Here is a 17447-nt window from a genome sequence, read left to right on the forward strand (position 1 = left end):
CGGAGTGCGCCCGCGGAATGCGGGCTTCGCGCTCAGTTCCTAGTTGGCCTTTGTGGAGCCGCCGGCAGCACGTCCGGGAACGGTGGTGCCGGTGCCGTAGGAGGTGTAGAGCTCCGAGGTGTCCTTCTCCAGGTTCTTCTGGGCCTGGCCCGGGACGAGGTTCTTCAGTTCGTTGACGGACTCGATGGTCTTCTCCGGTTTGCCCATGGCCTTGAAGCGCTTGATGCCGACGAGGGCGAGGATGCCGGCGGTGATGAGCATGAGCAGGAAGACGATGCCGAAGCCCCAGGCGTCGTTTGTCCAGATGGCGATCAGTTTGGCCAGGAAGAAGAAAAAGAAGAACGAGGAGAACGCTGCCACGACACCTGCGACACCGAGGAGGCCGCCGCCGACGGCTGCCTTCTTAGCTTCGCCGACAACCTCGGTCTTGGCCAGCTCGATTTCGCTGCGGACCAGGCTGGACACCTGCTCAGTCGCGTTGGACACCAGGGTGCCCAGGGAGTCGCTGCCCGGCTGCGTGACATCCGTGTCGCGGAGCGGGATGGAGTCGACCTTCGCCTTGTAGCTGGTCGACCCGCTGGTGTAGAGACCCTTGTCGCTCATTTCTCAACCTTCCTCGATGCGCACCGCTTGCGCCGGTGTGTCGTCAGTTATAACCGATCTTATAGTAACGCACAGCACACTATGCGGTGGTTCTGCCGGTGCCGCCGCGGCCTCGCTGCGCCAACCAGATGCCGAAGGCGGTCAGGGCGGTCACTGTGACCACTACGCCAGCGCCGATGCCGATCTCTTTGGCGCCAGGTGGGTTGAACAGGGGCTCGGGGTTTTTGAAGCTGCGAGTTTCCCAACCGTGCTCAACCGCGTGTTTTTTCAGGCCGCGTTCAGGGTTGACGGCGACGGGGTGGCCGACGAGGGCGAGCATGGGGACGTCGGTAAGCGAATCTGAGTACGCGTAACTCGCGGCGAGGTCGTAGCCCCGCTTATCGACGAGCTCCCGCATCGCCTCCGCCTTCTGATCCCCTTTGAGGTAGCGGGTGATGGCACCGGTGAGTGCGCCGTCGACGATCTCGATTTCGGTGGCGACGATGGTGTCGATGCCTAGTTCGTCAGCAATGGGCTCGACGAGCAGCGACGCCGATGCGGAGAGAATGACGATGTCGTGGCCCTGCTCGCGGTGCCAGTTGATGAGTTCGCGCGCTTCGCGGTAAATGGCGGGAGTGACCACGGTGTTCATCGTGTCAGCGACGACGCGGCGCACGTCGCTGACCGGCCATCCCGCCACCATGTCGGCGAGGCGGTCGCGTGTTGCGTCCATTTTTGAGCTCGATTGGCCGTTGAGCATGTAGGACGTTTTAGTGAGGAAGAGCTCGAGTGCTTCGCTGCGGCTGATCATGCCGTTATCGAGGAAACCGCGGCCGAAGGCAAAAGCCGATGAGGTGGCGATGATTGTTTTGTCCAGGTCGAAAAACGCCGCCACGCGGTTTTTTGAGCCCGAATTTGTCATGGGCAATAGCTTACGCCCGCTGCCCGGGGCGGGAGCTCGGTGAGAGATTGGGCATTCATTGTGATTTAGTCGTGGTGTCATTGTGTTCTGCTGTGGCGTTATGCCATAATTACTCGCGCACGGCCCCGATATACAGTGCGGCCGGCCCCGGCCCTACCCCCCCTTTGTGGCCGGGTTACGGCGGCCCGCGCACCCCCCGATAGCGCGGGCCGCCCCTTTTTCTCTGCTAAAGGCTTGTTCTCTGTTGGAGGATCGTCTTTCTGGTTCCTGGCCGGAGGGGGTGCTGTGGCTATGTGAGTGACTTAGCCGCTGGTTTCGCAGCCGGATTCTTGCGGTTAGGCGGTTCTTTTCTCGGGGTTATCCACAGCGCGTTGGTGACGCGTCCGCTAAAACGGGGGTTATCCACAGGTTCGCAGAGCGGTCCTTGAGTACGGCCCGTGTGTTCGGCGATGGTGAAGCCATGACCAGCGATACTGCACCCATTCTCATCGCCGTCGGGGATGCGCTCTTGCACCCGGAGGCCACTCATCTCGCCGCGGCAACGGGCCGGCCGATCATCGATTCACAGGGGCCGGATGATTTCGTGCGCCATTATTCACGCGCGTTTGCGGTGTTCATCGATACCGCTCGCGCATCCGACCTCGACCCTCTGCCTCGCCGTGACGGAGTATTCCTCGTGTGTTCTGAATCCAGCGAGGTGCCCGGGGAGGTGGACGGAGTCACGGATGCGTTCATTCTTCCCGCACAGGCCGCCGAGCTGTTGAAAGCTTTGGGCCGGTTAGCTCTCGCAGGGCCGCGGGAGCGGCACACACCCAGCGCGCAGGCAGCGGAGTCGGGAGGCAGACCGCGCGGGAGCAGGGCGGGCGACGGCGGTAGTGCGATCGGGTCCGTCGGTACGGTGCTGTCGTTCGTGGGTGCCGCAGGTGGCGCGGGGACATCGACGTTGGCTGCGTCCGTGGCGCGGGTGGCGTCGCCTGATGCGTACCCCGTGGTGGTGGATGCCCACCGCTATTCCGGCGGCTTGGACCTACTGCTGGGGGTGGAAGAAGTGGTCGGCGCACGGTGGGGTGACATCGACATCGGGGAAGGCAGCGTGGATAGGGCTCAACTGCGTCAAGCATTGCCGCGGACGACAGACGGAATTGCCGTCTTGACGGGAGCCCGCACCACAGTAGCCGCGGCGGCGGGGCAACCGGGTGGTCTGCCTGCGGATGTGGACCGGGTGACCACGGTGTTGGGCGCAGACGGTCTCACCGTGGTGGACGCGCCGCCCGATGCGTTGCCGAACAGATGCGACCACGCGTTCATCGTCGTTCCGGCGGAGGTGCGGGCAGCTGCTTCTGCGGCGTTGATCAGCGCGGAGAGCCGTGCGACCAACACTCCGGTGTCACTGATTGTGCGTCGCCGGGGATGGTCGGGGATGAGCACTGCGGAAGTCGAGCGGGTTGCTGGTGCGGAAGTGGTCGCCGAGGTCAAGCACCTGTCGCGGTTGGTGCGTGAGACGGAGGTCGCCGGGCTCCCGATACGGCTGCCACGTTCACTCGCGGCGGCAGCCGAGGCAGTGCTGGAGGCAGCCAATGGATAAAGCGATGATCATGGCGAAGGTACAGCGGCGTCTTGCTGAGGAACCCAACCAAAACACTCCGGCGGAGCTCGCGGCGCTCATCCGCGAGGAAGCGGTGGTGATCAGCGACCTCGACGTGCTGGACATCATGCGGGCTCTGCGGGATGAAACGGTGGGGATCGGTGCTTTGGAGCAGCTCCTCGCGCTTGACGGCGTCACCGACATCTGCGTTAACGGGCCGAACGGCATCTTCTTCGACCGCGGGCGTGGTCTCGAGCGCGCCTCGTTCACTCTCAGCGGGGAAAGCGAGGTGCGGCGGCTTGCGACACGGCTGGCCAGCAGTTGCGGGTGCCGGCTCGACGACGCCCGACCCTTCGCCGACGGGCATCTTTCGCGTGACGACGGCACCGTGCTCCGCTTCCACGCCGTCCTTTCCCCGACTGCCAACTGCGGGACCTGCATGTCCTTTCGGGTGCTGCGCAGCAAGACGGCGACATTGGACCAGATCCAAGCCTCGGGGGGTGTGGACGGGGAAAGGGCGGCGGTGCTTCGGGGGATCATCGATAAGCGGAAAGCCTTTCTTGTTGTCGGTGGAACCGGAACGGGCAAAACGACGCTGCTCGCTGCGATGCTGGCGGAGGTCGCAGCGAACGAGCGGATTGTGGCGATCGAGGACACCGTAGAGCTGACACCCGCGCACCCGCACGTGGTGAACCTGACGTCCCGTGGCGCGAACGCAGAGGGCGCGGGCGAGATCAGCATTGCTGATCTGTTGCGGCAGGCACTGCGCATGCGGCCCGACCGGATTGTGGTGGGGGAGATCCGCGGTGCGGAAGTCGTGGATCTGCTTGCCGCACTCAACACCGGGCACGACGGTGGCGCGGGCACGGTGCATGCAAATTCGATCGGGGAGGTGCCCGCGCGCCTGGAGGCGCTCGCCGTGCTCGGAGGCTTGAACCGTGAGGCGCTGCATTCGCAGCTCGCAGCTGCTGTCGACGTCGTCGTAGTGATGCGCCGCGGGCGCGACGGCACTCGACGCGTGCAGCAGATCGGGGTGCTCGAATCCAATCCGGTCGTGCCACGCGTGGTGTGGGATGCCGATGCCGGGCCGGGCGATGGCTACGGCGCCCTGCTGGAAGAGCTGGAGGTCGCATGATGTCCCTCGTCCCGATTTTCACGGCCGCTGCTCTGGCGATTCCGCCAGCGCAGCCGGCGCGGCGCGTCGGCGTGGTAGACCGCCCTGTCAACCTGTCTGCGTTGCTGCCCGTGGCGTCCGCGGCGGCAGTGCCGGTCATCCTGGCGACCGGCAGGCTCTTCGTCGTCCTCGCTGCATGTGCTGCCGGTGGGACGGCGGCCCACACCGTTGTGCGTTCGCGTCGGGCAAAAGCAGCCGCCGCGCGCCTGGAATGGACGGCCACCTACCTCGGCCACCTCGTGGCCGCGTTGCGTGCCGGGTCCACAGTCGCGCAAGCGTGCGAGCGTGCTGTGCAGAAGCTGCCGGACGACGCTCCCGTCGACCTCGTCCGCGAACTCGAGCGCGCCGCAGCCCATGCCCGCCGCGGTGGTAACGGGGCTGCGATCTTGGCCGACTCGCCTGTCGACGAGCTCCGCGACGTCGCTTCCCTCTGGCTCCTGTCTTCCCAGCTCGGCATTCCCATGGCGGATCTGCTGGACAGGGCTCGCTCCCGCATTGACAACGACCTGCGTCACCGCCACGCCACCACCGCCGCTCTCGCCGGGCCGCGTGCCACCGCCGTCGTCCTCTCCGTCCTGCCGCTCGCCGGGATCCTCATGGGCCAGGCCATGGGCGCCCGCCCCGTGGCCTGGCTCACCGGCGGCGGGCTCGGCAGCCTTCTGCTGCTTGGCGGGACCTTGCTGGTGTGCGCCGGGTTCTACACTTCCCAATTCATCATCGGGAGGGCCGCCGGATGATCAGTCTTCCCGCCGCTGCATTCCTCGCTGCCGCACTAGCTCTGCCCGGTGCCCAGCCGCACTACCGTCTCACCCCGGAACCCTCCACCCGCGAGGCCAGATCGAAGACCCCGCGCGACGGGCCGCCCGACAGACACCGGATCGCCAGCGATATCGAACTGTTCGCCGCGTGCTTCCGCGCCGGGTTGACCGTCTCCGCTGCGGCGGGGGCTGTGGCCGATAGCTACGGCATGGGCGCTGGAAGCGGGGAGTGGTCTCCGCTCGCCCTGAAATGGCGGCGGGTGGTGGCGTTCTACGAGCTCGGGGTCGAACCAGAACGGGCGTGGTCCGTGATGGATGGCGTCCCCGGGTGCGAGGAACTCGCTTCCCTTGTCGCCCTGTCGCACGCGTCCGGTTCAGCTGTCGCCGACGGATGCGACCGCATCGTGTCCAAGCTCCGCGAGGAAGCGGCCGACGATGCGACTGCCGCAGCCGAACGCGCAGGGGTCCTCATCAGTATTCCGCTCGCCGCCTTCTTCCTCCCGGCTTTCTTCGTCCTCGGGCTCGCTCCCGTGGTCATCGGTTTGGGGTCGCAGATGTTCGGCGGGCAGTAAGGAGGCAGTACAGAAGCACACCAGAAACGAGTTAAGCACACATCCCACTATCCGCAGTGACCCGCTTATTCAATCAACGAACACGCATCAAGGAGAACAACCATGACTGCAGCAATCACCACAACCAGCACCTCTACCTCCACCAATACCTCCACCAACTCCGTGAACGAATTCCTTACCCGCCTCTACATCGAGGCGGCCACGCGAGCGGCGGCGCTGCGCAGGGACGATGGGATGAGCACGATCGAATACGCCATGGGTAGCCTCGCGGCGGCAGCGCTTGCCGCGGTGCTGTACATGGTGATCAACGGCAACGGTGTGGTGGACGCGATCGAGGGCATCATCACCGACGCGCTGTCCAACCGCCCGTCCTAACAGGTCAGCTATGTCGCGGTTCATCCCGCTTATCGACGACCGCGGTTCCGTCACCATCGAAGCCGCCCTCGCCCTGTCCGTCCTGGTCACGGTGGCGGCGGCGATCGTGGCGGGGATTGCCACTTTGGGGTCGTACATCGCGGCGGTGGACATCGCCGGAGCGGCTGCGCGCTCCCACGCGATCGGCGTGTCCTACGAGCCGCCCCGCGCCGGTGTGACCGTGACCGTCACGGAACAGGCGGGGGTGGTTCGAGTGACAGCTCAGGTCCCGGCCCCCGTCCGGGCGATGACCGCCTCCGCCGCGTTTCCCGTGGAGGCACCGTGACTGCCCCTTCCCGGCCTACCCGAGCTGCCCGCACCGCCCGGGTCGGCCCGCTTATCGACGACCGCGGTTACGCCACCGTCCTGTCCGCCGGCGTCATCGCTGCTGTGGTGGCGTTGGCGCTGGTGGTTGCGGCGGTGGTAAGCCGGGTGGCCGACACCCACCGTGCCCAGGTCGCCGCCGACTTGGCGGCGGTCGCTGGGGCCACCGCACTGTATACCGGGGGCGACGCCTGCGACGCGGCTGGCGAGACAGCGGAGCTGAATGGCGCCGCGGTCACCGATTGCCGGATCACCGGCGCAGATGTCGTTGTCGCAGCGACAGCCGGCAGAGGTGAGGCGGTGGCGAAAGCGGGACCGATTTAAGTGTCACTCCGGCACGTCCGCGGACATGCCCGCAGTCATCGCGGTCAGAGCTCCGAGCAGTTTCAGCGCGCCGGCTTTGTCCAGCGGCTGGTTGCCGTTGCCGCACTTTGGGGATTGCACGCACGATGGGCAGCCGGAAGCGCACCCGCAGGACTTTACGGCCTCGTAGGTCGCGGAGATCCACTCGTGGAAACGGGCGTACCCCTCGTCGGCGAAGCCGGCCCCGCCGGGGTGGCCGTCGTACACGAAGACGGTCGGCTGCATCGTGTCGGGGTGCAGGGCGGTGGACACGCCGCCGATGTCCCACCGGTCGCAGGTGGCCAGTAGCGGAAGGAGACCGATCGCGGCGTGTTCGGAGGCGTGCAGGGTGCCGGGGATGTCACCAGCCGTAATACCCATTTTCTCCAGCGCGAGAGGGTCGATGGTATAGGCGACGGCCCGGGTGAACAGTTTCTGCTCGGGGAGGTCGAGGGGGATGTGTTCGGAGGTGGTGCCGTCGGCAAGCGTGACCACGTAGCCCGTGACACGGTCGGTGACCTCGACGTCGACGCGCGCGACCCATAGTCCTGGGGAGGGGTTGCTGCGTTCATGCGCTTCACCGATGACGGCGATGTCGGTCGTGGAGCGCGCCATCGTGCTGTAGTCCGGCACTTCCGGGTGAGCGAGTGCGATGTAGCTGTCCAGGTCGAGTTCGTCGATAATGAAGTATTCGCCCTGGTGGATGTACACGGCACCGTCGTGGACCTGCGCTGCGGCACGCACGGAATCGATTGTTCCGAGCAGTCGCCCGTCAGTCGCGTCGACGATCATTACCTGCTCGCCGGTCCCGCCGCGCAGCGTGACGGAGCCGTGGGCTGTCTCTGGGGAGATGTCGCTGTCGATCTGGGGGACTGCGAACCAGCCGCGCGCCCGCTTACGCAGCAGCCCTGCCGCCTCGAGCTCGACGACAACATCCTGCGCCTCCAGCTCCTCAACCTCTCTGTCGGTGAGGGGCTTCTCCACGGCGGCGCAGTAGGCGTGGCCGCGGAGAATGAACGGGTTCGACGGGTTGAACACGCTGTTTTCCACCGGTTTATCCAGCAGGGCTTCGGGATGGTGCACGAGATAGGTGTCCATGGGATCGTCGCGTGCGACCATAACCACCAGCGACGACTGCCCGCGGCGTCCTGCACGGCCCGCCTGCTGCCGGAACGACGCGACGGTGCCAGGGAAGCCCGCCATGACCACGGCGTCGAGCCCTCCGACGTCAATGCCCAGTTCGAGGGCGTTCGTGGTGGCCATGCCGAGCAGGTCGCCGTTGTCCAAGGCGTGCTCGAGCGCCCGGCGGTCCTCAGCCAGGTACCCGGCGCGGTAGGAGGCGATGCGGCGTGCGAAGTCGGCGCGGCCGGCAGCGACGAGGTCTTCTGCGGCGCGCATGGCTACTGTCTCGCTGGCCCGGCGCGACCGCACGAAAGTGAGTGTGCGGGCACCCGCCGCGACGAGGTCCGCCATCATGGTTCCCGCCTCAGTAGTGGCGGCGCGGCGGACGGGGGCGCCGTTTACGCCCTCGGCGCCTTCGATGAAGCCGGGTTCCCACAGTGCGTAGGTGCGTTCGCCTGTCGGGGCGCCGTCATCGGTGACTGCGGCGACATCGCGGCCGCACAGGCGGCGGGCGTGCGCCGCCGGGTCCGCGGCCGTGGCTGACGCGAAGATGAATGTGGGGTGCGCGCCGTAAGCCCGAGCAATTCGGTCGAGGCGCCGGAGCACCAGCGCCACATTCGCACCAAAGACACCGCGGTACGTGTGGCACTCGTCCACCACAACGTATTTCAGGTGCCGCAGGAACCGGGCCCACCGCACATGCGAAGACAGGATCCCCGCGTGCAGCATGTCCGGGTTGGTGAACGTGAAGCGGGTCGTTTCCCGGATGGTTGCCCGGGCCTCGGTCGGGGTGTCGCCGTCGTAGGGCGCGGGGTTGATGCCCTTCGGCCCCGACAGCGCCGGGTGCCCTTTGATCAGGTCGCCGACCGCCAACAGCTGGTCCGATCCCAACGCTTTCGTCGGGGTGATGTAGAGGGCGCAGGCGGTGGGGTCGGCGGCCATGGCACTCAACACCGGCAGCTGGTAACCGAGGGATTTGCCGGATGAGGTGCCCGTAGCCACCACGACATCGCGCCCCGACCAGGCTAGGTCGGCGCATTCGCGCTGGTGGATGAATAGGTTCTGGATGCCTGAGTCCACGAGCCGTTCCCGGAGACCGGTGTCCACCCACTCCGGCCACGGAGCTGTCCGCGAGGGGGAAGCCGGCACCGTCCGCACGTGGGTGAGGGTGCCGGAGGGGAGGGCGCGGGTGAGGCCGTCGATAAGCTCGCTAGCGAAGCCATTCGACCCTGCGTGAGCCATACGATCTCCCTTCCTGCGGATTCCACGTCCGACGTAAAAGGATAAATCATGGCAAGATAATCAGTGGTCGCAGATTTTGTGTGCGCCTTTCACGGGGTGCTCGCGAGTTTTGCCAGCACGACCGAGAAATACCGGCAGAAGCCGGAAAATAGGAAAGGTTTTAATCGCAATGGCTACTGGAACAGTGAAGTGGTTCAACGCTGAGAAGGGCTTCGGCTTCATCGCTCCCGACGACGGCTCCGCCGACGTTTTCGTCCACTACTCCGAGATTCAGGGCAGCGGCTTCCGCACCCTCGAGGAAAACCAGCAGGTGGAATTCGAGATCGGTGAGGGCAGCAAGGGCCCGCAAGCGCAGCAAGTCCGCGCACTCTAAATACCCCGCGTACTTTCGCACTAGCACAAACCCCGGCTTTTCCGGCGCCGTTTAAGCGGCGTGGAGGAGCCGGGGTTTTGCGCACCGTGCCCACAGTGCCCACATCGCACACAGTGCCCACATCCAACGCGTTGCCGGAGCACCGTCAGATGACGGACACACCGCGCCTGACATCGTTCCACTCCGCCATGTTCGTCTGCAGCTTTTGAATGGCCAAACCGACCAAAGAGCCGAGGATCACGCCGACCACCATGGCTAGCAGGGGGTAATCGGACATGATCGCCCCGCCGACGTATCCCACGCCGACACCGATGGTGACCCACATCATCACACCGATGGTGTCGTAGAGGAAGAACAGGAACCAGTTGTAGCGCACGGAGCCGAGCACGATGGTGGCCACCCACCTAGCCCACGGCAAGAACCGGGCCACAATAATGGTCACCCCTGCGCGTTTATTCATATTCGACCGCACCCACTCGATGGTCTTTCCGGCGCGGGAGTCCGGGTCGAGCTGGTTGACCACCCGGATGAGGCGGCCGCCGAGCATGAAACACAGGTTGTCGCCGATGATCGCGCCGATCGCGGCCGCCGCCATAATCCACCGGACATCGGGCACTCCCTGGGAGCCGGAGAACGCGCCGGCGAGGTTCAGAACAGTCTCTGACGGCACGAGAGGGCACAGCGCATCGATGGTGATGAGCAGGCTCAACAGGGGGTAGAACACCGGTGTGGTCATGAGCTGCTCCAAGAACCCGACCAGCGAGTCCACTACTTCTGTCACAGCTGCTGTCCTTCCGTGTTTGCGGCGTCAAGCCCGGCGCGTGCGGGACTCGACCTCTTGCGGAAAGTGTAGTGGGGCGGGCGGTGGTGGGGGAGGGCAGTGTTAACGTCGATAAGCGAAAAAGCGCTACCCCTCGTTTACGCTGCCGAGAAAATAGTGGTAGTTGTCTTTGAGAGAATCGTTGACGCGAATATTTAAGGAGTCACCCGGCGTGGCTGAGCAGAACGGACAGGGCAAGACCCTGGTCATTGTGGAGTCGCAGACGAAGGCGAAGAAGATCCAGAAATACCTGGGCGACGACTACTTCGTCGAGGCGTCTGTGGGCCACATCCGCGATCTTCCCGGCCGCGCCGCGGACATTCCCGCGAAGTACAAGAAAGAGCCGTGGGCGAAGCTCGGCGTGAACCCGGAGGCTGAATTCCAGCCGATTTACGTGGTCAGCACCGACAAGAAGAAAAAGGTCGCCGACCTCAAGGACAAGCTGAAAAAGAGCGACAAGCTGCTGCTCGCCACAGACCCAGACCGCGAGGGTGAAGCGATCGCGTGGCACCTGCTCGAGGTGCTCAAGCCGAAGGTACCGGTCGAGCGCATGGTGTTCAACGAGATCACCGAGTCCGCCATCAAAGAGGCCGCGGAAAACACGCGCGAGCTGGACATGGACCTCGTCGACGCGCAGGAAACGCGCCGCATCCTCGACCGCCTCTACGGTTACGAGGTCAGCCCCGTGCTGTGGAAGAAGGTCATGCCGCGTCTGTCTGCGGGCCGCGTCCAGTCCGTGGCCACCCGCGTCATTGTCGAGCGCGAACGCGAGCGGATGGCGTTCATTTCCGCCGAGTACTGGGACCTCACCGCCTCGCTGGCCCGCGATTCCGAGACGTTCGACGCCAAGCTCACGCTTATCGACGGCTCCCGCATCGCCCAGGGCAAAGACTTCGACGACCGCGGAAAACTCAAAAACGATGAGCTCGTGGTGGTCGACGAGCAGGACGCCCGCGCCCTCGCGGAGGCTCTGACCGGTCAAGACATGACGGTCACCAATGTGGTGTCCAAGCCCTACACCCGCCGGCCGTACCCGCCTTTCATGACATCGACGCTGCAGCAGGCCGCCGGCGCGAAGCTCCACTTCACGTCAGCCCGCACCATGCGCATCGCGCAGCGCCTGTACGAGAACGGCCACATCACTTACATGCGTACGGACTCGACCTCCCTGTCCAAGCAGGGACTCGACGCCGCCCGCAATGCCGCCCGCGAGCTGTACGGCGCGAACTACGTCACCGACGCCCCGCGCCGGTACGACCGCAAGGTGAAGAACTCCCAGGAGGCGCACGAGGCGATCCGCCCTGCCGGCGAGCGCTTCGCCACCCCCGGCGAGCTCGCACGGTCGCTGGACGCCGAGGAATTCAAGCTCTACGAACTGATCTGGCAGCGCACCGTCGCCTCCCAGATGGAAGACGCGCGCGACACCTCGGTCACCGCGACCATTGCAGGTCAGGCGACCAGCGGCGAGAACGTCGAACTGTCCGCCTCCGGCCGCACCGTCACATTCCCCGGTTGGCTGCGCGCCTACTCTGACACGCAGGACAATAAGGAAAAGCACCTGCCGCAGCTCGCGGAAGGCGACGCCCTTGTTGCCCGCGAGGTCACCGCCGACGGCCACTCCACCAACCCGCCGGCCCGTTACACCGAGGCCAGCCTGGTGAAGAAAATGGAGGAGCTGGGCATCGGCCGCCCGTCGACGTACGCGTCGATCATCAAGACCATCCAGGACCGTGGCTACGTCGCGCCGCGCGGCAACGCCCTCGTGCCCACGTGGGTGGCGTTTTCTGTGGTCGGCCTCATGGAGCAGAATTTCGACGCGCTGGTGGATTACGAGTTCACCTCGTCGATGGAAGACGAGCTCGACGAGATCGCCCAAGGCAACGAGAACCGCACCCAGTGGCTCACCGGCTTCTACTTCGGCGACGCCGACGCCAACGAGTCCACCGCCGAGGCGATCGCGCGCCGGGGTGGGTTGAAGTCCATCATCGAGAACAACCTCGAATCCATCGACGCCCGCCGCGTGAACTCGCTCGAGCTCTTCCGCGACGACGAGGACCGTCCCGTCCACGTGCGCGTCGGCCGCTACGGCCCCTACCTGGAGCGCCAGGTGGGCACCACCGCCGAGGGGGAGCCGGAATACCAGCGTGCCAACCTCCCGGAATCGACGACCCCGGACGAGGTCACGCGCGAGATGGCCGAGAAGCTCTTCGCCACCCCGCCGACCGGCCGCGAGCTGGGTGAGAACCCTGCCTCCGGCCGCACGGTCGTGGCCAAGGAAGGCCGTTACGGCCCGTACGTCACCGAGCTCGTGCGCGACGACGAGCGCGCCACCGCCAAGGCCCGCGCCGAGGAGATCATCGCCGCCGAGCGCGCCGAAGAGGACGCCCAGCGCGCCGCAGAGGGCAAGCGCGCCAAGAACTGGGAGACCAAGACCGCCACCGCCGCGAAAGCAAAGCGGATCGAGCAGCTTATCGACGAACAGCTCAAACCCGCCACCGCCTCCCTCTTTACCTCCATGGAGCCGTCGTCGGTGACCCTGGATGAGGCGCTTCAGCTTCTCTCACTGCCACGCGAGGTCGGTGAAGACCCAGCCGACGGCGAGATGATCACGGCCCAGAACGGCCGCTACGGCCCGTACCTGAAGAAGGGCAGCGACTCCCGCTCCCTGGCCAACGAGGACCAGATCTTCTCCATCACCCTGGACGAGGCGCGCCGCATCTACGCCGAGCCCAAGCGCCGCGGCCGCGCCGCAGCCAAGCCGCCGCTGAAGATGCTCGGCGACAACGACGTCTCCGGCAAGCCCATGACCGTCAAGGACGGCCGCTTCGGCCCGTACGTCACCGACGGCGAGACCAACGCGTCCCTCCAGCGCGGCGACACCCCGGAGACAATGACCGATCAGCGCGCCAACGAGCTGCTGTCCGCCCGCCGTGCCCGCGAAGCCGAAGAGGGTGCCGGCGGAGCGAAGAAGACCACTAAGAAGACCGCGAAAAAGGCGTCGAAACGCGCTGCTAAGAAGCCGGCGCAGACGACGAAGCGCGTGGTCAAGGCGGGCTCGCGCGAGAAATAGCGCGGCCTGCAACGTCAGCGCCGTGTGTGGGGCGGGCTTAGTACTTGTCTGCCATGGTGGCGCGCACGGGGCGGGCCAGCTGCGTCATCTTGTTGCGGCCGCGCAGCTCAATGGACTTCATGACGGTCCAGCGGGCCTTCTCCACCTCGTTGGCGCCCTTCAGGGTGGACAGGTTGGTCAGAACGCGTCCGGGGGAGTCCTTGGCCAGCTCGGTGAGACGTGCCGCCGTGTTCACAGCGTCGCCGATCACGGTGTACTCGAAGCGGTCTTGGCCGCCGATGTGCCCAGCGACGACGTGGCCCGACGCGATGCCGATTCCTGCGTCGAGCTCGAGGCCGCGCAGATCCTGTCGCAGCTCGCGAGCGGCTTGAAGGGCGTGGGATGTGGAGTCGTTGAGAGCGAGCGGCGCGCCGAACACGGCGAGTGCCGCGTCGCCCTCGAACTTGTTAATCACACCTTTGTTGCGGTGCACGACGTCGACGACGATCTCGAAGAACGCGTTCAGCGCGTCCACAACCTCTACCGGGCTGTGGTTCACAGCGAAGTTGGTCGATCCAATGACATCGACGAACACCACCGCGACCTTGCGGTCTTCGCCGCCGAGCTCCGGCTGCTCCTCGAGCGCCTTCGCCGCGACCTCGCTGCCCACATACTGTCCGAAGATGTCGCGGACACGCTGGCGTTCATTCAGGCCGCGCATCATCTCGTTGAAACCAGCCTGAAGGACACCGAGCTCGGAGGCATCATAAATATCCACTTGGGTGTCGGTCTCACCGCGGCGCACGCGGTTGATCGCTTGCTGCAGCTCCTTGATAGGGTCGACGACGCTCATGGTGGCGAAGGCGGTGCCTGCCATCCCGGTGATGATCGCGGTCAACGCAAGTGCGGAGACGGACGGCATCAGCTCGCCCGGCGTGTTATCGAAGAAGCCGTTGCTCTGCGCAGCCAAGAGAAGCAGGATGCCGATGAGCGGCACACCCGATGTCATGAACCACGTCATGTATAGGCGCTGTTTGATCGGCGGCTCCAAGGTGGTGTCCGCAAAGCGCTGCGAAAGTGTGTCGGCGGCGATCGGCCTGACGAGGCGCTCCGCCTGGACGTACGTGAGCACGCATGTGACCAGGCTGGCCATGAGCGTGGACACCGCCACCACGAGGGCAAGGCTGCCGGTGACACGCGACGCTGCGGCAGTGGCAATGATGATTCCGATGAACCAGATGATGGCCACCACCAGCGTCTGCAGTACTGGGATGCGCAACACCAGATTGCGCACTACATACGGGTCGACGTCGTCGGGGTTGCGCTGGTAGCGCAGCACCGAACGGAAAAGCCCATATGAGACGAGGCCGCCGACGATGACAGCGAAGATCAGATAGACGATTCCGACAGGGGCGAAGCCCGCCGCGACCTTGCCGAGCTGCCGGGCTTCCGGCATCGGAATGAGGTAGCGGACGAACGCCATGATGGCGATCGCGCTGGCGACGTTTGTGAACAGCAGCACAGAGGCATAAAGGGGCCATGGGGTTCCCATGAGCCAGCGGAGGCCGTGCCAAAATCGGTTCACGCTCAATCACTCTACGTGGCCCGCGGGCAGCGATGTCTCAATACCGGTGCTGTCTGAATACCGCCGTCGACCGAGTACCGGTGTTCTGACAATCCTGCTGCCGGTACGTGTTAGGGGAAGCGTGCGGTTCGTGGCCGGTGGTCCGGGCTCCGCAGTAGGCTGTAGCGCGTGACCGCCCCGACTGATCCGACTGATTCGGCATCTGCGCCGACCCCGCCGACTTACAGCCAACACGCTGCGGCTCGGAGCGTGGCTGAACGCCTCGCGGACATTCCCACGGTGCGTTCGGTGATCATGGCCGCGGCTGCTGCCGCGCGCGGGGTGGAGGGAGCGGACCCGCACGCAATGACGCACTCGTGGCTCTTCACAGGCCCGCCGGGCGCAGGGCGCTCGACGACGGCATTGGCGTTCGCGGCTGCGCTCATGTGTACCGATCCTAATGAGATCGGGTGCGGGCGGTGCCAGGCGTGCCGTGACGCGTTGTCTGGGACGCACACCGATGTCGTACATGTCGTGCCGCAGGAATTGGGCATCAAAGTGGACACTGTGCGCGGAATCATCCAGCAGGCTGCGCGGTTGCCTTCGGTTGGGAAGTGGCGGGTCGTGGTTATTGACGATGCAGACCGCTTTTCCGCGGCGGCGGCCGACGCGTTCCTCAAGACCGTCGAGGAGCCGCCTGAATCCACCGTGATCATCATGTGCGCTCCGTCCACAGACCCGGAGGATTTCTCGACCACGCTGCGGTCGAGGTGCAGGCATGTGTACATCCCGGCGCCGTCGACAAGCGAAATCGTGCGGTTGCTCGTGAGTGAGGAAGGGGCCTCGGAAGGTGATGCGCGGCTGGCGGCGGCGACGTCGCTACACCATGTCGGGCGCGCGCGGCGGCTGGTGAAAAGCGAGGCGGCGCAGCGGCGGCGTTCGAGCGCCATCAACCTAGCTGAGCTGGTCTTTCATGGTGATCAGGCATTCCAGGCGGTCGCTGCGCTGGTCAAGTCTGCCGATGCGGAGGCGAAAGATGCATATGCGGAAGCGGACGAGGCCGAGCGCGAGAAACTCGAGAACGCCCTCGGCATGGGCGCGAAAGGCAAAGGCGCAGCGCGAGCGCTGAAGGGCACGTCCGGGTCGCTGAAAGAACTCGAAGCCAAGCAGAAAGCGCGCGGCACAAGGAGGCTTCGCGACGTCCTCGATCTCACCCTCGTCGACCTCGCCGGTATCTACCGCGATGCCATGGTGATTGGCGCCGGCAGCGGCTTGGAGCTCATCCACCCCGACTACGAAGGACTGTCGCGGGACATTGCCGGGCGTGTCGACCTGGCAGGGCTGGCCGAATGCCTCGACGCGATCGCCCAATGCCGCGAGCGCCTCGACCAGTCCGTGCTACCCGTGATTGCATTCAACGGGATGCTCGGACGCATCCGGCAGGCCTGCGGCGCCACCTGATCGATGCCCGAAAGCATACTTCCGCCTGCGATTTTTGTGCGGGGGCACTCGTCGATTAAGCTATCCCCTCGGAACACGACGCGCATTTGCGCAGATCCGGCCGCCTTAGCTCAGTCGGTAGAGCATCTCACTCGTAATGAGAAGGTCGCGAGTTCGATTCTCGCAGGCGGCTCCGCTAAACCCCAGCTAAAACACTGTTTTAGCTGGGGTTTCGTCGTGCGCTACTTCTTCTGGTTCAGGCGGTAGTACACCTGGCGGCGCACGTGCGCGACAACGTCGCCTTCCTCGTCGGTGATGTCCACCTCGAACCAGTGGAGGTATTTGTCGCCGTTCTTAGTTTTTTCTTTGATGAGTTCGTAGGTCTCATCGGGGATGCGCACGTCGGCGGTGATTTTTCCGCGGCCGGGTTTGATGAACTGGATTTCGCCGGCGGTGTCCCAAATCTTGTAGTCCTTGCCCAGGCGGTGCATGGAGGCAAGCATGAAGAACGGGTCGGTCATGGCGGACATGGTTCCGCCGAATGCGACGCCCATGGCGTTCTTGGTCAGCATGTTCGGTTTGTGGCTGACCACGACGCGGGTGCCGTCGTCGGTGAATTCCTCGATCTTCACACCGGCTCCGAACAGTGGAGGCCAGAATTGCATGAAATACTTGAGCTGTCGTGCCGAAAAGTGAGCCACTGCTTGCTCCTAAAATAAATCGGTTAAGTGTCTCGGGATAGTTCGTTGTCTGCGCGACCTTGGGCCGGAGCAAGAATCTGTGGGCCAGATCACGAGCCTCTCAAACTATACGCCGGGCCAGTGTGCGTGAGGCATCGCGGGTTTGACGGTAGGTGAGAGACCGGAGTCATCGATAAGGGCGGTGCGTTCGGGGCAGCAGCAGGATCCTTACTCGACTGAGCGCGGCGGTGATGCCCCAGCGCGGAAGATCGCCGAACCCGCGGAGGAACACCCCCAGGGTCGCCTTCTAAGCTGAAGATCTTGCGACGCGCGATCAATGAGGCGAGCTCGACGAAGGCGCCGACACGTTGAATGGGGGGAGTAGCCGGTCTAGTTCGCCATGAAGATCCTTCACATAGTTCCGATTGTTCTAGTTCCGATTATCCGTACTGGTGATTCTTGTAAGGGGCATCACATGGTCATC

The 17447-nt window shown here is 64.9% G+C and carries 16 protein-coding genes and 1 tRNA gene; 11 read left to right on the forward strand and 6 right to left on the reverse strand.

Annotation, left to right across the window (positions count from 1 at the left end):
• Nucleotides 1–39: 39 nt before the first annotated feature.
• Both QYQ98_RS06685 and QYQ98_RS06690 read right to left on the reverse strand, forming a co-directional pair.
• Nucleotides 40–603 carry a phage holin family protein gene (locus QYQ98_RS06685; RefSeq protein WP_302006111.1) on the reverse strand — a complete coding sequence of 188 codons (564 nt, stop codon included), beginning with the start codon at nucleotides 601–603 and terminating at the stop codon, nucleotides 40–42.
• Nucleotides 604–682: 79 nt separating this feature from the next.
• Nucleotides 683–1504 (reverse strand): HAD family phosphatase, encoded by an 822-nt coding sequence (locus tag QYQ98_RS06690; protein WP_302006112.1) that lies wholly within the window; start codon nucleotides 1502–1504, stop codon nucleotides 683–685.
• Between the two features lie 460 nt (nucleotides 1505–1964).
• Between QYQ98_RS06690 and QYQ98_RS06695 the strand changes: the two genes are divergently transcribed.
• The 7 genes from QYQ98_RS06695 to QYQ98_RS06725 all read left to right on the forward strand — a co-directional run bounded on the left by QYQ98_RS06695 (nucleotide 1965) and on the right by QYQ98_RS06725 (nucleotide 6655).
• Nucleotides 1965–3089: a hypothetical protein gene (locus QYQ98_RS06695; RefSeq protein WP_302006113.1), complete on the forward strand. Its 1125-nt coding sequence runs from the start codon at nucleotides 1965–1967 to the stop codon at nucleotides 3087–3089.
• Nucleotides 3090–3093: 4 nt separating this feature from the next.
• Nucleotides 3094–4224 (forward strand): TadA family conjugal transfer-associated ATPase, encoded by a 1131-nt coding sequence (locus tag QYQ98_RS06700; RefSeq protein ID WP_302007713.1) that lies wholly within the window; start codon nucleotides 3094–3096, stop codon nucleotides 4222–4224.
• On the forward strand, nucleotides 4221–5000 hold the full coding sequence (locus tag QYQ98_RS06705) for a type II secretion system F family protein (RefSeq protein ID WP_302006114.1): 780 nt from the start codon (nucleotides 4221–4223) through the stop codon (nucleotides 4998–5000). The genes QYQ98_RS06700 and QYQ98_RS06705 overlap by 4 nt, the downstream gene beginning before the upstream one ends.
• On the forward strand, nucleotides 4997–5593 hold the full coding sequence (locus QYQ98_RS06710; RefSeq protein WP_302006115.1) for a type II secretion system F family protein: 597 nt from the start codon (nucleotides 4997–4999) through the stop codon (nucleotides 5591–5593). Before QYQ98_RS06705 ends, QYQ98_RS06710 begins: the two co-directional genes overlap by 4 nt.
• A 189-nt stretch (nucleotides 5594–5782) precedes the next feature.
• On the forward strand, nucleotides 5783–5968 hold the full coding sequence (locus QYQ98_RS06715; protein ID WP_302007714.1) for a DUF4244 domain-containing protein: 186 nt from the start codon (nucleotides 5783–5785) through the stop codon (nucleotides 5966–5968).
• Between the two features lie 10 nt (nucleotides 5969–5978).
• Nucleotides 5979–6293, forward strand: coding sequence for a hypothetical protein (locus tag QYQ98_RS06720; RefSeq protein WP_302006116.1), 315 nt, complete (start codon nucleotides 5979–5981; stop codon nucleotides 6291–6293).
• Nucleotides 6290–6655: an Rv3654c family TadE-like protein gene (locus tag QYQ98_RS06725; RefSeq protein ID WP_302006117.1), complete on the forward strand. Its 366-nt coding sequence runs from the start codon at nucleotides 6290–6292 to the stop codon at nucleotides 6653–6655. The genes QYQ98_RS06720 and QYQ98_RS06725 overlap by 4 nt, the downstream gene beginning before the upstream one ends.
• 3 nt (nucleotides 6656–6658) lie before the next feature.
• Here the strand turns inward: QYQ98_RS06725 and QYQ98_RS06730 are convergent, their stop codons facing one another.
• Nucleotides 6659–9037: a DEAD/DEAH box helicase gene (locus QYQ98_RS06730; protein WP_302006118.1), complete on the reverse strand. Its 2379-nt coding sequence runs from the start codon at nucleotides 9035–9037 to the stop codon at nucleotides 6659–6661.
• Nucleotides 9038–9206: 169 nt separating this feature from the next.
• Between QYQ98_RS06730 and QYQ98_RS06735 the strand changes: the two genes are divergently transcribed.
• Complete coding sequence (locus tag QYQ98_RS06735; protein WP_076598122.1) at nucleotides 9207–9410, forward strand: cold-shock protein; 204 nt, start codon at nucleotides 9207–9209, stop codon at nucleotides 9408–9410.
• A gap of 145 nt (nucleotides 9411–9555) precedes the next feature.
• On the opposite strand, the gene QYQ98_RS06740 is transcribed toward QYQ98_RS06735, so the two are convergent.
• Nucleotides 9556–10191 carry a DedA family protein gene (locus QYQ98_RS06740; protein ID WP_302006119.1) on the reverse strand — a complete coding sequence of 212 codons (636 nt, stop codon included), beginning with the start codon at nucleotides 10189–10191 and terminating at the stop codon, nucleotides 9556–9558.
• A 211-nt stretch (nucleotides 10192–10402) separates the two neighbouring features.
• Between QYQ98_RS06740 and topA the strand changes: the two genes are divergently transcribed.
• Nucleotides 10403–13300: a type I DNA topoisomerase gene (gene topA, locus QYQ98_RS06745; protein WP_302006120.1), complete on the forward strand. Its 2898-nt coding sequence runs from the start codon at nucleotides 10403–10405 to the stop codon at nucleotides 13298–13300.
• Between the two features lie 37 nt (nucleotides 13301–13337).
• Here the strand turns inward: topA and QYQ98_RS06750 are convergent, their stop codons facing one another.
• Complete coding sequence (locus QYQ98_RS06750; protein WP_302006121.1) at nucleotides 13338–14864, reverse strand: adenylate/guanylate cyclase domain-containing protein; 1527 nt, start codon at nucleotides 14862–14864, stop codon at nucleotides 13338–13340.
• 294 nt (nucleotides 14865–15158) lie between these two features.
• Here QYQ98_RS06750 and QYQ98_RS06755 point away from each other — a divergent pair, with 294 nt between their 5' ends.
• Together QYQ98_RS06755 and QYQ98_RS06760 are read left to right on the forward strand one after the other, a co-directional pair.
• Nucleotides 15159–16304 (forward strand): DNA polymerase III subunit delta', encoded by a 1146-nt coding sequence (locus QYQ98_RS06755; protein WP_302007715.1) that lies wholly within the window; start codon nucleotides 15159–15161, stop codon nucleotides 16302–16304.
• Between the two features lie 99 nt (nucleotides 16305–16403).
• A tRNA-Thr gene (locus QYQ98_RS06760) sits at nucleotides 16404–16476 on the forward strand.
• Nucleotides 16477–16525: 49 nt separating this feature from the next.
• On the opposite strand, the gene QYQ98_RS06765 is transcribed toward QYQ98_RS06760, so the two are convergent.
• On the reverse strand, nucleotides 16526–16984 hold the full coding sequence (locus tag QYQ98_RS06765; protein WP_302006122.1) for a PaaI family thioesterase: 459 nt from the start codon (nucleotides 16982–16984) through the stop codon (nucleotides 16526–16528).
• Nucleotides 16985–17447 lie beyond the last annotated feature (463 nt).

Origin of the sequence: Corynebacterium sp. P3-F1 (assembly GCF_030503635.1) — a bacterium.
GTDB lineage: Bacteria > Actinomycetota > Actinomycetes > Mycobacteriales > Mycobacteriaceae > Corynebacterium.

What these genes read in the sequence shown, in the direction of transcription:
- QYQ98_RS06685 (WP_302006111.1), bottom strand. Translation starts at nt 603, where the DNA reads ATGAGCGACAAGGGTCTCTACACCAGCGGGTCGACCAGCTACAAGGCG.
- QYQ98_RS06690 (WP_302006112.1), bottom strand. Translation starts at nt 1,504, where the DNA reads ATGACAAATTCGGGCTCAAAAAACCGCGTGGCGGCGTTTTTCGACCTG.
- QYQ98_RS06695 (WP_302006113.1), top strand. Translation starts at nt 1,965, where the DNA reads ATGACCAGCGATACTGCACCCATTCTCATCGCCGTCGGGGATGCGCTC.
- QYQ98_RS06700 (WP_302007713.1), top strand. Translation starts at nt 3,094, where the DNA reads ATGATCATGGCGAAGGTACAGCGGCGTCTTGCTGAGGAACCCAACCAA.
- QYQ98_RS06705 (WP_302006114.1), top strand. Translation starts at nt 4,221, where the DNA reads ATGATGTCCCTCGTCCCGATTTTCACGGCCGCTGCTCTGGCGATTCCG.
- QYQ98_RS06710 (WP_302006115.1), top strand. Translation starts at nt 4,997, where the DNA reads ATGATCAGTCTTCCCGCCGCTGCATTCCTCGCTGCCGCACTAGCTCTG.
- QYQ98_RS06720 (WP_302006116.1), top strand. Translation starts at nt 5,979, where the DNA reads ATGTCGCGGTTCATCCCGCTTATCGACGACCGCGGTTCCGTCACCATC.
- QYQ98_RS06730 (WP_302006118.1), bottom strand. Translation starts at nt 9,037, where the DNA reads ATGGCTCACGCAGGGTCGAATGGCTTCGCTAGCGAGCTTATCGACGGC.
- QYQ98_RS06735 (WP_076598122.1), top strand. Translation starts at nt 9,207, where the DNA reads ATGGCTACTGGAACAGTGAAGTGGTTCAACGCTGAGAAGGGCTTCGGC.
- QYQ98_RS06755 (WP_302007715.1), top strand. Translation starts at nt 15,159, where the DNA reads ATGGCCGCGGCTGCTGCCGCGCGCGGGGTGGAGGGAGCGGACCCGCAC.